At 68.8% G+C, this 13,701-nt stretch carries 13 protein-coding genes; all 13 read left to right on the top strand.

Features of this window, described 5'->3' with window-relative positions:
* Positions 1 to 49 precede the first annotated feature (49 nt).
* The 13 genes from R3E10_03750 to R3E10_03690 all read left to right on the top strand — a co-directional run bounded on the left by R3E10_03750 (position 50) and on the right by R3E10_03690 (position 13,552).
* Positions 50 to 1,765 (top strand): methylmalonyl-CoA mutase family protein, encoded by a 1,716-nt coding sequence (locus R3E10_03750; GenBank protein ID MEZ4414843.1) that lies wholly within the window; start codon positions 50 to 52, stop codon positions 1,763 to 1,765.
* A 28-nt stretch (positions 1,766 to 1,793) separates the two neighbouring features.
* Positions 1,794 to 2,213: a cobalamin B12-binding domain-containing protein gene (locus tag R3E10_03745; GenBank protein ID MEZ4414842.1), complete on the top strand. Its 420-nt coding sequence runs from the start codon at positions 1,794 to 1,796 to the stop codon at positions 2,211 to 2,213.
* Positions 2,210 to 3,853 (top strand): carboxyl transferase domain-containing protein, encoded by a 1,644-nt coding sequence (locus R3E10_03740; GenBank protein ID MEZ4414841.1) that lies wholly within the window; start codon positions 2,210 to 2,212, stop codon positions 3,851 to 3,853. Before R3E10_03745 ends, R3E10_03740 begins: the two co-directional genes overlap by 4 nt.
* Complete coding sequence (locus R3E10_03735; GenBank protein ID MEZ4414840.1) at positions 3,850 to 5,232, top strand: acyclic terpene utilization AtuA family protein; 1,383 nt, start codon at positions 3,850 to 3,852, stop codon at positions 5,230 to 5,232. Before R3E10_03740 ends, R3E10_03735 begins: the two co-directional genes overlap by 4 nt.
* A gap of 4 nt (positions 5,233 to 5,236) precedes the next feature.
* Positions 5,237 to 5,611: a hypothetical protein gene (locus R3E10_03730; GenBank protein ID MEZ4414839.1), complete on the top strand. Its 375-nt coding sequence runs from the start codon at positions 5,237 to 5,239 to the stop codon at positions 5,609 to 5,611.
* Positions 5,608 to 6,375, top strand: coding sequence for an enoyl-CoA hydratase/isomerase family protein (locus tag R3E10_03725; GenBank protein ID MEZ4414838.1), 768 nt, complete (start codon positions 5,608 to 5,610; stop codon positions 6,373 to 6,375). Before R3E10_03730 ends, R3E10_03725 begins: the two co-directional genes overlap by 4 nt.
* A 1-nt stretch (position 6,376) precedes the next feature.
* The gene (locus R3E10_03720) at positions 6,377 to 6,592 is read left to right on the top strand and encodes a hypothetical protein (GenBank protein MEZ4414837.1); all 216 of its coding nucleotides are present in this window, start codon (positions 6,377 to 6,379) and stop codon (positions 6,590 to 6,592) included.
* An 83-nt stretch (positions 6,593 to 6,675) separates the two neighbouring features.
* Entirely contained in the window at positions 6,676 to 8,094 is a 1,419-nt protein-coding gene (locus R3E10_03715; GenBank protein ID MEZ4414836.1) for a RecQ family ATP-dependent DNA helicase, read from the top strand.
* Between the two features lie 138 nt (positions 8,095 to 8,232).
* Complete coding sequence (locus tag R3E10_03710) at positions 8,233 to 9,519, top strand: acyl-CoA dehydrogenase family protein (GenBank protein MEZ4414835.1); 1,287 nt, start codon at positions 8,233 to 8,235, stop codon at positions 9,517 to 9,519.
* A gap of 86 nt (positions 9,520 to 9,605) precedes the next feature.
* A complete protein-coding gene (locus tag R3E10_03705) occupies positions 9,606 to 11,339 on the top strand; it encodes an Rne/Rng family ribonuclease (protein ID MEZ4414834.1) in 1,734 nt (577 codons plus the stop codon).
* A 572-nt stretch (positions 11,340 to 11,911) separates the two neighbouring features.
* A complete protein-coding gene (rplU, locus tag R3E10_03700; protein MEZ4414833.1) occupies positions 11,912 to 12,223 on the top strand; it encodes a 50S ribosomal protein L21 in 312 nt (103 codons plus the stop codon).
* Positions 12,224 to 12,244: 21 nt separating this feature from the next.
* Complete coding sequence (gene rpmA, locus R3E10_03695) at positions 12,245 to 12,496, top strand: 50S ribosomal protein L27 (protein MEZ4414832.1); 252 nt, start codon at positions 12,245 to 12,247, stop codon at positions 12,494 to 12,496.
* An 81-nt stretch (positions 12,497 to 12,577) separates the two neighbouring features.
* Positions 12,578 to 13,552, top strand: a complete 975-nt coding sequence (locus R3E10_03690; protein ID MEZ4414831.1) for a lytic transglycosylase domain-containing protein — start codon at positions 12,578 to 12,580, stop codon at positions 13,550 to 13,552.
* Positions 13,553 to 13,701: the final 149 nt, after the last annotated feature.

Raw genomic sequence — 13,701 nt, 5'->3', positions numbered from 1 at the left:
ATCCGGGCGCTCCCGGGGGGGCGTTTCCGGGATTCCCACAGGGGGCATCATGTCGATTGTCGAGAAGGACGCGCTCAGCCGGCTGGAGTCCGAGCTGGAGGAGCGAGAAGCCGAGGTGCGGCGCCTTCGCGGCGAGTTGGCCCGCTGGTACGAGCGCTACGAAGGTGCGCCCAAGCGCGACACGCTGTTCACCACCGTGTCGGGCCGTGAGGTGGCACCCCTCTACACGCCCCTCGACGTCAACGGCGAGCCCTATCTGGACCGGACCGGGCTACCGGGCGAGTACCCGTTCACACGGGGACCCTACGCCACCATGTACCGCACCCGTCTCTGGACCATGCGCCAGTTCGCCGGGTTCGCGACGGCCGAGGAGACCAACGCCCGCTACAAGTACCTGCTCGACCACGGCCAGACCGGGTTGTCGGTCGCCTTCGACTTCCCGACGCTGATGGGCTACGACTCCGACCATCCCCGCTCGTTGGGAGAGGTCGGAGTGTGTGGCGTGGCCATCAGCTCGCTCGCCGACATGGAGCGGCTGTTCGAGGGCATCCCGCTCGACCAGGTGTCGGTCTCCATGACCATCAACGGTCCCGCGGTCATCCTCTTCTGCTTCTACGTGGCCGCCGCGGAGCGCCAGGGCATCGACGCGTCCGTGCTGCGGGGAACGGTCCAGAACGACATCCTGAAGGAATACCAGGCGCAGCACGCCTGGGTGTATCCGCCGGACCCGGCGTTGCGCCTGATCGTGGACATGTTCCAGTGGTGTTCCGAGAACGCCCCCAAGTACAACCCCATCTCCATCTCCGGATACCACATTCGTGAGGCGGGCGCCACGGCGGCCCAGGAGCTCGCGTTCACTCTGCGCAACGGCTTCGAATACGTGGAGCGGGGCATGGCCCGCGGGCTGGACGTGGATGAGTTCGCGCCCCGGCTGTCCTACTTCTTCGATGTGCACAACGACTTCTTCGAGGAGATCGCGAAGTTCCGGGCGGCCCGTCGCATCTGGGCGCGCACGCTGCGCGAGAAGTACGGGTCGCAAAGCCCCGAGTCGTGGCGCCTGCGCACGCACGCGCAGACGGCTGGCGTCACGCTGACCGCTCAGCAGCCGGAGAACAACATCGTGCGGGTGGCTTACCAGGCGCTTGCGGCGGTGTTGGGCGGGACCCAGTCCCTTCATACGAACTCGATGGACGAGACGCTGGCGCTGCCCACCGAGAAGGCGGTCCGCATCGCGCTGCGCACGCAGCAGGTCCTGGCCTATGAGACGGGGGTGCCGAACACCATCGATCCGCTGGCGGGCTCCTACTACGTGGAAGCCCTGACGGACGAGCTGGAGGCGGAGGCGGAAGCCATCTTCCGGCGCATCGACGAGCTGGGCGGCGTGGTGCCCGGGATCGAGCAGGGTTGGTTTCAGTCGGAGATCGCGCGCTCGGCGATGCAGCAACAGAAGGAGATCGAGGCGAGGGCGCGCACGATCGTCGGCGTCAACGACTTCGAAGAAGGGAACGAGGACGTGTCCATCGACACCCTGAAGATCGAGCCGGGTGTGGAGCAGCGGCAGCGGGCCCGCATGGCCGAGTTGCGGGCGCGCCGTGACGCGGCGCGTGTGGAGGAGACGCTGAAAGCACTGGAGCAGGCCGCGCGGGGCCAGGAGAATCTGGTGCCGTACATTCTGGAATGCGCCCGTGCGGAAGCGACGCTCTACGAGATCCGTCATGCGATGGAGCGCGTGTTCGGGAGCTACAAGGAACCGGTCTTTTTCTGATCCGCCCGTACAAGGACGAACGAAAGGCATGGACCGAACGATTCGGGTGCTCGTGGCCAAGCCCGGCCTCGACGGACACGACCGGGGTGCCAAGGTCATCGCCAGCGCCTTCCGGGACGCCGGCTTCGAGGTGATCTACACCGGGCTGCACCAGACGCCCGAGATGATCGTGGCCGCGGCCATCCAGGAAGACGTGGACGTGGTGGCCATGTCCATCCTGTCCGGGGCGCACATGACGCTGTTTCCGCGCGTACAGGAGCTCCTCCGGCAGGAGGGCGCCGATCACATCCTGCTCACGGGCGGGGGCATCATTCCCGAGGAGGACCGCCAACGGCTGGAGGCCATGGGAATCGGACGGCTGTTCGGGCCGGGATCGCCCACCAGCGACGCGGTCACCTATATCCGCGAGTGGGCTGCATCGCGGAGTGAGGACGTCCTCTCCACGTGACGGCACCGACAACCGGGACCGCAGGCGTCGGTCGACTCCGGGCGCTCACGGAGGAGCTCAAGGCCCTGCGCTCCACCCTGGAGTTGGGTGGAGGTCTGGAGAAGAGCGCACGTCAGCACGCTCAAGGAAAGCTGACGGCCCGCGAGCGCGTCACACAGCTGCTGGATCCGGGCGAGCCCGTGCTCGAGATCGGCTTGCTGGTGGCCCACGATCTCTACGACGGACAAGCTCCGGCGGCGGGCGTGGTGACGGTGGTGGGGCGGGCTCAGGGACGGGAGGTCGTGGTGGTGGCCAATGACGCCACCGTCAAGGCGGGCTCCTGGTGGCCGGAGACCATCACCAAGATCCTGCGCGCCCAGGAGATCGCGATGCGGTGTCGCATCCCGATCGTGTACCTGGTGGACTCGGCCGGCGTGAATCTCCCCTACCAGGGCGGCGTGTTCCCCGGCCAGTACGGCGCGGCCCGCATCTTCTACTACAACTCCATCATGCGCCGCTACCTGGGAGTGCCCCAGCTGGCGGCGGTGATGGGACCGTGTATCGCAGGTGGAGCCTATCTGCCCGCGCTCTCCGACGTCATCGTCATGATCGAAGGCACCAGCTTCATGGGGCTGGGCGGGCCGAACCTGGTGAAGGGTGCCACCGGTCAGGTCGTCGATTCCGAATCGCTGGGTGGCGCCGGTGTGCACACCTCGGTCAGCGGCGTGGCCCACTACAAGGCAGAGGACGACGCTGCAGGATTGCTGTTGCTCCGGCGCTTGATCTCCGATCTACCGGCACCGCCGGGCGCGGTGCCTGCGCGTTCCACGCCCGGGACGGAGGCGCCCGAACGCCTCTACGAGCTGCTCCCGGCGGACCACCGCGCGCCCTACGATGCGCACGCGATGCTGGACATCCTGTTGGATGACGAGAGCTGGCTGGAATTCCAACCGGAGTACGCCGCGGAGATGGTCTGTGGCACCGGGCGCATCCGCGGGATTCCCGTGGGCGTCATCGCCAACGCGCGCGGCATGGTCAAGGACTCCCGCAAGGGGCCTCCGCGCTTCGGCGGCATCGTCTATACGGAGAGTGCCGAGAAGATCGCCTACTTCATCGAGACCATGAATCGGCACCGCACGCCGATCCTGTTCGTGCAGGATGTGTCGGGCTTCATGGTGGGCCCCGATGCCGAGCACTCGGGGATCATCCGTGCGGGGGCGCACTTCGTCGAGGCCATGGCCACGGCCACGGTGCCCAAGCTGGTGCTGACGCTCAACCACGCGTCGGGTGCCGGCTACTATGCGATGGCGGGTCAGGGCTTCGATCCCGACTTCATCCTCTCCCTTCCCACGGGCCGGATGGGCGTGATGGAAGGCGAGAGCGCGGTGATGGCCCTGTTCAGCGCACAGCTGGAGAAGCTCAAGGAGGCGGGACTGGTGCCCGACGAGGACCTCACCACGAAGATGGACGCGGTGCGCGCCGAGTACGACCGTCAGTTGGACGCACGCTTCGCGGCGGCGCGCGGCTTCGTGGACGCGATCGTGCTGCCGGAGGAGCTGCACGACGCGTTGGAGTTGGTGCTGCGTGCCGGCTTGTCGAATCCGGGCCCGCACCTGGGTCCCTTCACCTTGCCTCCCCACCTGGACGGGGTTCGCACATGAGTGACACCACAGGGGTGATCCGGATCGCGAGCGGGCAGGGCTTCTGGGGGGACGATCTGGAGGCGCCGGTACGCCAGGTGGAGGGCGGCCCCATCGACTACCTCATGCTCGACTATCTGGCCGAGGTCACGATGTCGATCATGCAGAAGCAGCGGGGCAGGGATCCCAACGCTGGATATGCGCGGGACTTCATCCCGCTGATGAAGCGCATCTTTCCGGCCTGCGTCGCGAAGGGTGTGCGGGTCGTCACCAACGCTGGTGGCGTGAATCCGGATGGCTGCGCCGACGCCCTGGTGGTGGCGGGGCGTGAGGCCGGCGTGGGCGGACGGGCCCGCATCGGCAAGGTGACGGGCGACGACCTGATGGACCGCCTGGACACGTTGCTGGAAGAGGGACACGCGCTGGCCAACATGGAGACCGGTGCGCCGCTCTCCACCATTCGGGACCGGGTGCAGAGCGCCAACGTGTACATCGGCGCGCGGCCCATCGTGGAGGCCTTGCGCGGCGGCGCCGATGTCGTGGTGACGGGTCGTTCCACCGACACGGCGCTCACCTACGCGCCCATGATCCACGCGTTCGGGTGGCACTGGGACGACTATGATCGGATCGCCGCGGGTGTAGTGGCAGGCCACATCAACGAGTGCGGGGCGCAGAGTTCCGGAGGCAACTGTCTGATCGACTGGTGGACCGTACCCGATCTCGAGAATGTCGGATTCCCGATCATCGAGGCGCGGGCCGATGGAACGTTCGTGGTGACCAAGCATCCCGGCACGGGTGGGCGGATCAACCGTGCCACCGTGTCCGAACAGATCGTCTACGAGATGGGGGATCCCCGCTCGTACATCACGCCGGACGTCGTGGCCGATTTCACCACGATCCAGCTGGACGAACAGGGCCCTGACCGCGTGGGCGTGCGGGGCATCGTGGGCGCGCATCCCACGGAGTTCCTCAAGGTATCCGTGGCGTACTCGGACGGCTGGAAGGCGGTGGGCACCCTGGTCTACGCCTGGCCGGACGCGGTCGCCAAAGCGAGTGCCGCGGACCGAGTGCTGCGGGCCCGACTGGAGCGCCTGGGTCTTCACTTCGATGAGGTGCTCACCGAGCTGGTGGGCTGGGACGCCACACACGGACATCTGGCCGGGGAGCCACCCGCGGATCTGCCCGAGGTGCAATTGCGGATCGCGGTGCGGGGACACGACCGGGCGGCCGTGGAGCGCTTCACGCGGGAGATCGCTCCGCTGGTGTTGACCGGACCGCCCTCGGTCACGGGCTTCGCGGGAGGCCGGCCGGCGGTGCAGGAAATCGTGGCCTACTGGCCGGCGCTCATCCGTCGGGAGGCCGTCGAGCCCCATCTCGCCGTCGACGTACTGGAGGTCTGATCCGGTGGCCAAGATCCCGCTGTTGCAGCTCGCGCACGCGCGCTCCGGAGACAAAGGGGACACCGCCAACGTGGGCGTCATCGCCTACCGACCCGAAGACTACGAGCTGCTGCGCGCGCAACTCACGCCGGAGCGTGTGAAGGCGCACTTCGGTGCCCGGGTGAAGGGCGCGGTGGAACGCTTCGAGCTCCCCAATCTCCACGCGTTGAACTTCCTGCTGCACGGTGCATTGGGAGGAGGAGGCACGGTCTCGCTCCTGACGGATGCGCAGGGCAAGGTGTTCTCCACCGCGCTGCTGAGGATGGAGATCGACGTGCCCCAGGCCGTGGCGGAGGCCACGCGCGGGCGCGGACGTCTGCCCCGGGAAGCCACGCCGTGAGCAGCGTGCTGCTTCAGGAGCTCAGCGGCGGCGTCCTTACGCTCACACTCAATCGGCCCGACAAGCGCAACGCGCTGAACACCGAGCTGGTAGCTGCACTTTCAGAGGCGTTGCACATGGCGGAGTCCGATCCCGACGTCCGCGTGGTCCTCGTCAAAGGGGCCGGGAAGGACTTTTCGGCCGGGGCGGATCTGGCCGAGTTGGAGCGCACGCTCGATCAGGGCCGGGACGCACATCTGGACAACGCCAACCGATTGGGCGCGCTGTTCCTGGCCCTGCGCCGTCATCCCGTTCCCGTCATCGCGGCCGTGCAGGGCCGTGCGCTCGCCGGCGGCTGTGGTCTCGCGACCGCGTGTGACCTCGTGTTCGCGAGCGAGGCGGCGCAGTTCGGGTATCCGGAGGTCAACCTCGGCTTCGTGCCGGCCATGGTCATGGCCATCCTGCGCAGAAAGGTGGGCGAGGCGGCCGCGTTCGATCTGGCCGTGATGGGGGAGCGCATCCCTGCCACCCGAGCGTATGAGTTGGGCCTCGTGGCCCGGCTCCTCCCGGAAGAGGGGTTCGACGCCTCGACGCAGGAGCTGGCGGCGGCGCTGGCGGCCAAGCCGGCGGAGGCCATCCGCATGACCAAGCGCCTCCTGTACGACCAGGACGGGCGCACCTTCGCGGAGGGCGTGGCGATGGGTGCCGAGGTCAACGCACGCGCTCGCTCCACGGAAGGCTTCAAGGCCGGCGTCCGCGCGTTCTTGGCCAAGCAGTCCCGGTAGCGTGGTCTTCCGGGCCTCGCGCGCGGCACCTGCAGGACCCTTCCTCGTCGCGCGCGCGGCGTTGTTCGTCCTCGGCGCCGGGCTGGCTCTGGTGGGAATGATGCTGCCCTCTCGCGTCCTGGTCTGGATCGCGATCGCCGTCCTGTTGGTGGCGTTCCTGTTGCGGTTCGTGGGCCGGGCCGCGCCGACGCAGGCGCCGGAGGCCGAGGAGGAGTAGGCCGGTCGGTCCCTGGAGCCGCCCCAGGGCGCCTGCACCTTCCGAGCGTGTCCGACGCTCGTGCTGTCCCCCCGCTGGATGAAGTGCTTCGAGACCGCTTCCGTCTTCCCGGCTTCCGACCGGGGCAGCGGAAGCTGATCGAAGCCGTGATCGCCGGTCGGGACGCGCTCGGCGTCCTGCCCACCGGGGGTGGGAAATCGCTCTGCTACCAGGTGCCGGCCGTGGTGCGGGGCGGGCTCACCCTGGTGGTGTCCCCACTCTTGTCGCTGATCGAGGATCAGGTGGAGCGGGGCCGTCGACTCGGACTGCGGGCCGGGGGATTGTCATCGGCCCAAAGCGAGCGCGAGAACCGGCGGGTCCTGGATGCTGGGCGGCGCGGCGAGCTGGATCTGCTGTTCCTGGCCCCGGAGCGAATGACCACTGGCGCAGTGGAACACCTCCTGGCGGCGCGGGCTCCTTCTCTCGTCGTGGTTGACGAAGCGCACTGTATTTCGTTGTGGGGGAACGATTTCAGGCCGTCTTACCGAAGCTTCTTCGAGGGGCGCTCCTCCCGCCGTCACCCCGTGCTGGCGCTCACCGCCACGGCGACCCCGGCGGTGCGACGCGACATCGCCCGCGTGCTCGGACTGGTGCGCCCGCTGGAGGTGGTGACCAGCTTCGACCGGCCCAACCTCGTGTGGAGGGTGGAGCGGGCGGCCACCCCTGCGGACAAGGTCGCGTGCCTGGTTCCAAGGCTTCGGGCGGCGCTGGCCCGGGGGCGCTGGAGCGCGGCCATCGTGTACGCCGGCACCCGCCGCACGGTTCGGTCGCTGCAGGCCGAGCTGGCGCTCCGGGGTGTGGAGGCTCGGCCCTACCACGCGGGCCTGCCGGCCGCTGCCCGCCTGGAGGCGCAGGACTGGTTCCTGAGCTCCCGGCATCCCGTTCTCGTCGCGACCAACGCGTTCGGGATGGGGATCGACCGGGCGGATGTCCGTTTCGTTGCTCACTACAGCCTCCCGGCGTCCCTCGAGGCCTACTACCAGGAGGCCGGGAGAGCAGGGCGGGACGGGCAAGAGGCGCACGTCCTCGCCTTGGATGGTCCGGGCGATGGGGCCCTGCGGCGCTCCCTGCTCTCGGGGTCCCGTCCTGCCCCCGAAACCGTCCTGGCCCTGCACGGTGTCCTGCGTCGAGTCACCAGGCCGGGCGAAGCGCTCAGCGAGCGCGCCCTCGCCCGCGCGCTTCCTCCCGGTTGGGACGCTTCCTCCGCGGACGGGATGCTGCGGGCTCTTCAGGCGGCCGGCGGGGTGCGGGCCCGGGAGTCGGGTCGGCTCGAGGTGTGCCCCGGCCCCCTGGACCTGGGGCCGGTGCGGGACTTGCGTCGACAGGGGCTGGCCGGCCTCCGGGCCGCGGAGCGGTTCCTGGGCGCGCGCGGCTGCAGGCGCCGGGAGCTGCTGGCCTGGTTCGGGGAGCGGTCTCCGCGCCGCTGCCACGCCTGCGACCGGTGCGGCGCGCAGAGCTGGTGACTCTCGGACTCCGGCCGGCTGGAGCGGGGGCCGGACCCTGAGAACCCATGACGGGTAACCGACCTCGCCTATGGGACGCGGGGTCGTATCGGCTGCTCCAGCGGCCGCCTGCGGCCCCGTCCGTACATGCAGGATGCGATGGAACCCTATCTGACAGATGCCCATCGGGCCCTGCAGCGCGAGGTCCGGGACTTCGCGCTGGAACGCATCGTCCCCGTGGCGCGGGACCTGGACGAGCGCTGTGTCTTCCCCTGGGAGAACGTGGCCGCCATGGCCGAGCGGGGTTGGCTCGGGGTGCCGGTTCCCGCCGACCTGGGGGGGATGGGGCTGGACTATCGCAGCTACATCCTGGTGGTGGAGGAGTTGGCCAAGTTCGACGCCAGCCACGCCATCACCATCTCCGCCCACACCACGCTGGGCACGTCTCCGATCCTGAGCTTCGGCACCCGCGAGCAGCAGGAGCGCTGGGTCCCTTCGCTGGCGTCCGGCCGCGTGCTCGGCGGGTTCGGTCTCACCGAGCCGGGTGCGGGCTCCGACTCCGGAGGCACTCGCACCCGCGCCGTGCGCGAAGGCGATGGCTACCGCGTCAATGGATCCAAGATCTTCATCACCCATGCCGGGGTGGGCGAGATCTTCACGGTCACCGCGGTCACCGATCCCAACGCGGGCACTCGCGGGATCAGCAGCTTCGTGGTCACCAAGCCCACCACCGAGCTCGAGCGGGCACGGAGCGTGGGGATGGGCCACCTGGACGACCTCGACTTCATGAACGGGGTGAAGGCGGGGAAGAAGGAGGACAAGATGGGGTGGCGGGCATCGGACACGCGCGAGCTTCTGCTCGAGGACGTGTTCGTGCCGGAAGCCAACCGTCTTGGTCAGGAAGGACAGGGCTTCATCAACTTCATGAAGACCCTGGATGCCGGACGGATCGGCATCGCCGCGCTCTCGCTCGGACTCGCCCAGGGGGCGTTCGACGTGGCGTTCGCGTACGCCCAGAAGCGGGAGCAGTTCGGAAAGAAGATCTACGATTTCCAGGCCGTGCAATTCCGTCTGTCGGAGTTGGCGACGGAGCTGCAGGCCGCACGCCACCTGACCTACCACGCGGCGTGGCTCAAGGATCAGGGACGGCCGTTCACCAAGGAAGCGGCCATGGCCAAGTTGTTTGCGTCCGAGCTCTGCATGAAGGCCACCATCCAGGCCGTGCAGCTCATGGGCGGCGCAGGCTACTCCAGCGAGTATCCGGTCGAGCGGATGCTGCGCGACGCGAAGGTCTGCGAGATCGGGGAGGGCACGAGTGAAGTGCAGAAGCTCGTGATCGGTCGCCTCCTCCAGAAAGAGGATTACGAAGCTATGCTGGCGGATCCACCGCTTCATGAACCCGCACGGACCGCCGTGGGGGCCGAGGTGGGCGCGTCGGCACGTTAGAACACATGCGGGAGAGGCGACAGGCGCGCTGAGAGCGGCGGCCGTGTCTCGTCGACGGATGCCCACATCCGGACGAGAGCGGGGTCGTGGACAGTGGCCCGGTCGCGGTCTTCCGGGAGACATCAAGGTCAGGAGTGCGTAGAGAGATCCTGATCAGCGCATCCTCGCACGAGTCGAGGGTGGCGCTGCTCGAGAACGGAAAGCTCGCGGAGTTCATGTTCGACCGACCCGATCAGGGTCGTATGGTCGGCGACGTGTTCCTCGGGCGGGTCGAAGCCGTGCTGCCGGGCATCCAGGCGGCGTTCGTCGACATCGGCACGGAGAAGGCAGGCTTCCTGCACATCTCCGACATCGCGCCCGAAGAGGACGACGATGACGAGCCGGAGCCCGCGCCGCGGTCCCGCGGCAAGCGGGGCCGCAGAGGCCGCGGGGGCGACCAGCGGGAAGAGGCTTCCCCGGAAGAAGAGGCCGAGGGCGGCGACGAGAAGGGCGCGGAGGCCAAGGGAGGGAAGGGAGGCCGCTCCAACGGCAGACCGCCCCGCCGAGCCCGCAAGTTCCCTCCCATCCAGGACTACATCTCCAAGGGAGACACGGTCCTGGTGCAGGTGACCAAGGAGCCCATCAGCACCAAGGGACCGCGGCTCACCAAGCACATCTCGCTGCCCGGTCGCTTCCTGGTCTACATGCCCTACTCCGCGCGCGTCGGCGTGAGTCGGAAGATCGGCGAGCGCTCGGAGCGGGGACGGCTGCGGGCCCTCGCCAAGGAGATCCTTCCCAAGGACCAGGGCGGGATCATCGTCCGCACCGTCGGAGAGGACTTCAACCAGGGCACCTTCCAGGCCGAGTTCAACGAGCTCCGCAACACCTGGCTGGAGATCGAGGCGGCTGCTCAGGCGGCCGAGGCGCCCGCGCGCGTGCACCGCGGCGCCCACCTGGTGAGCGGGATCATCCGTGATCTGTTCAGCGACCGCTTCGAGCGCCTCACGGTCGACTCGAAAGAGGTCTACAACGAGATCCGCGCCTACGTGCAGAGCGTCGATCCCGACCTGGTCGGTCGTGTGAAGCTGTACCAGGGTGAGGAGCCGCTCTTCGACAAGGAGGGCGTGGAAGAGGAGATCCAGGGCGCCTTCCAGCGGCGCGTGGACCTGCCCTCGGGCGGCTACATCGTCATCGAGCCCACCGAGGCGCTGGTCTCCATCGATGTGAACACCGGGCGCTTCACCGGGAAGGGCAAGAAGGACCCCGAGGAGACCATCCTCAAGACCAATCTCGACGCGGCCCGGGAGATTGCGCGTCAGCTGCGTCTGCGCGACGTGGGCGGAATCGTCGTCTGCGACTTCATCGACATGGAGCAGCAGAAACACCGCGACAAGGTGCTGCACGAGCTGCGCTCGCACCTGGGACGGGATCGGGCCCGCACCAAGACGTTCGAGCTGTCGGCGCTGGGTCTGATCGAGATGACGCGCCAACGGGTGAGGCCGCCCCTCTTCACGGCGCTCACCGAAGCGTGCTCGCAGTGCGGCGGCAAGGGGCGGGTCTATACGCCCAGCTCGGTGCTGCGCTCGGCGGAGCGCGCCATCGGACGCATCCGGGCCGAGGGGAAGGAGAAGACCGTGGTGGTGCGTACCCACCCGGAGGTCGTGCTCCACCTGATGGAGGAGGAGCCGGACTTCGTGGAGCGCGTCCAGAAGCGCACGCGCCTCCGCGTGGAGGTGCGGGACGATCCGCTGCTGAACCAGGACGAGTTCCGGCTGCTGGCCGGGCCCGCCGAGACGGACGTCACCCAGAAGTACGCGATGGACGGCGACTCGGGCGCCTAGCTGGAGGGCCCTGCGGAGGCGGAGCCCGTACAGCGGGCGGGGCACCCCATCCCAGCAGGGGCTGCCCTCCAGGCGGCCGGCCCGAGTGGCGACGGAAGTCAGGCGGGCGGCGCGTGGTTGGGCCCTCCCCGCCGACGATCCTTGCCCCCGGATCCCGAGCGGCCTATCCCTGCATTCAGGCCTTCCGATTCATGGGCCCGCGCAGAAGCCCGGCCAGGGTTCGAGGCGCCCCAGGCGCCCCGCCCGAGCCTCCCGATGGAGGCACGCCGACGGTGGCGCGGCATGGGGCGGAGGGCGCGGCAGGGCGCCTGAGAAGGCGTGACCCGTGGGCGACCGACCCTACGGACCCGAGCCGCAGCCGTTGGGTCGGCGGCCTTCCCTGAGGAGGGGGCAATGCCACCGGGCAGTTGGTAGGGCCCGGAGCGGACGGAACGCCGCTCCGGGCCCTCTTTCGTGGCCAGCCGCCCGCAGTGGGTCACGTTGACCCACCACCCCGCCGCAGGGAGGTCTTGAAGGGGTCCCGGCCGGATTTTACCTTACCAGGCTCAGATCTGACCTACAGAGAGGACATCATGTACGCCGTCTTCCGCACCGGGGGCAAGCAGTTCCGCGCGGCGCCGGGGGAAACCCTCCGGGTCCCCACGCTCGACGCCGAGCCCGGCGCCAACGTCACGTTCGATGACGTGTTGGTCGCTTCGGACGGCGAGAACGTCGCCGTGGGCACGCCCGTCGTGAGCGGAGCCACGGTCAAGGCGGAGGTCCTCTCTCACGGTAGAGACAAGAAGATCATCGTCTTCAAGCGGAAGCGCCGTAAGGGGTACCGCAAGAAGCAGGGTCACCGGCAGGGATTCACCGAGATCCGCGTGGACTCGGTCGCCCTCTGATCGCCAGGCAAGGAGACCAGCATGGCTCATAAGAAGGGCGTCGGCTCGAGCCGCAACGGGCGGGACTCCAACCCGCAGTATCTCGGCGTGAAGGTCTACGGTGGCGAGGCCATCCGGGCCGGGGGCATCATCATCCGCCAGCGCGGCACGCCCATCCACCCCGGGCGGAACGTGGCCCGGGCCGGAGACGACTCGCTGTTTGCCCTGGTGGACGGTGAGGTGAAGTTCGAGCGTCGGCGCGGCCGCAAGGTGGTCTCGGTCTACCCGGCGTAAGTTCTTTCGTTTACGAGAGATCCGTCGTCCCGCCTCCGCGGGAGCGGATCTTTTCACATCCAGGAGCCGTACGGTTTCATCATGAGTACGGAGTCCCACACCCCCGAAGCCCCCTCACCCGTGGTGCGCCCTCGAGCGGCGCCCCGCCTGGCCGTCTGGATCGGCTTGCTGCTCGGCGTGCTCGCGTTCGGCCGGCCCTCGCTGGTAACGCGCTCGGCCGAGGGGGCGCTGGAAGGGCCCCGCAAGGTGGCGTTCGAGCCCTGGGACGAGCTGCCCACGGAGCTGGAAGCCCAGGTGGCCGAATGGACGGACCGGCTGCTCTCCACGGATCCGCAGACCCTGCGCCGCTACCTGGCCCGCCAGGGCGCTTATGCCGGGATGATCCGCGAGCGGCTGCGTGCGCGCGGCATGCCGGACGATCTGCTGTACCTGGCCATGGTGGAGTCCGGGCTGCGCCCGCGTGTGATGTCGCCTGATTCCGCGCTGGGCATCTGGCAGCTGCGCGAAGGGACCGCACGCGACTACGGATTGCGGGTGGACGAGTGGGTGGACGAGCGCAGGGATCCCATCCGCGCCACCGACGCCGCGCTGGACTACCTGCAAGCCCTGCACGACCGCTTCGGCTCGTGGCCGTTGGCGGCCGCCGCCTACAACGCGGGACCGACGCGCGTTGCGCGTTTGTTGCGTAGACACGGTCCGGACGCCGACCGACACATCTACTGGGAAGTGGTGCAGCATCTGCCCCGGGAGACGCGGGAGTACGTGCCGCGCATCCTGGCCTCGCGCACGCTGGCCCAACGCTCGTCCGAGCTGGGCTTGGAGGTCGAGTACCTGACGCCCTATCAGTTCGATCGCGTGCTGGTGCCTGGCGGAACCTCCCTCTGGCGGGTCGCGGAGCGCACGGGCGTCGAATACTCCGTGCTCCGGGAGCTCAACCCGCACTTCCTCAAGGGCGTCACGCCCCCGGGAAGCGCCTACCCTGTGCGGGTGCCGCGCGGCCGTGGGTCGGAAGTGGTGGCCGCGCTTACCGGATCAAGGGTTCGGGGCACGACCTGACGGCGGGACAGTGGCTAGCCGCCGCGGTCCCGCGTTCAGCTTGCGGCTGAGCTGCGGTGCGCCTACGTTCGCGGCGTTCCGGCCCCGGAAGGGTCGGAGCTTCCCCTGCGGCGCAACGGGTCGAGTCATGCTATCCCCCCCCCCCGCGA

This window comes from Gemmatimonadota bacterium (genome assembly GCA_041390105.1).
In the GTDB taxonomy this organism is placed as follows: Bacteria; Gemmatimonadota; Gemmatimonadetes; order Longimicrobiales; family Gaopeijiaceae; genus JAGQIF01.
Note: the sequence above shows the minus strand (reverse complement) of the source record. Positions and strands in the feature narration are given on the sequence as shown.

Coding starts and splice junctions, on each gene's coding strand:
- R3E10_03710 (MEZ4414835.1), top strand. CDS start 8,233: ATGGAACCCTATCTGACAGATGCCCATCGGGCCCTGCAGCGCGAGGTC.
- rpmA (MEZ4414832.1), top strand. CDS start 12,245: ATGGCTCATAAGAAGGGCGTCGGCTCGAGCCGCAACGGGCGGGACTCC.
- rplU (MEZ4414833.1), top strand. CDS start 11,912: ATGTACGCCGTCTTCCGCACCGGGGGCAAGCAGTTCCGCGCGGCGCCG.
- R3E10_03745 (MEZ4414842.1), top strand. CDS start 1,794: ATGGACCGAACGATTCGGGTGCTCGTGGCCAAGCCCGGCCTCGACGGA.
- R3E10_03750 (MEZ4414843.1), top strand. CDS start 50: ATGTCGATTGTCGAGAAGGACGCGCTCAGCCGGCTGGAGTCCGAGCTG.
- R3E10_03690 (MEZ4414831.1), top strand. CDS start 12,578: ATGAGTACGGAGTCCCACACCCCCGAAGCCCCCTCACCCGTGGTGCGC.
- R3E10_03735 (MEZ4414840.1), top strand. CDS start 3,850: ATGAGTGACACCACAGGGGTGATCCGGATCGCGAGCGGGCAGGGCTTC.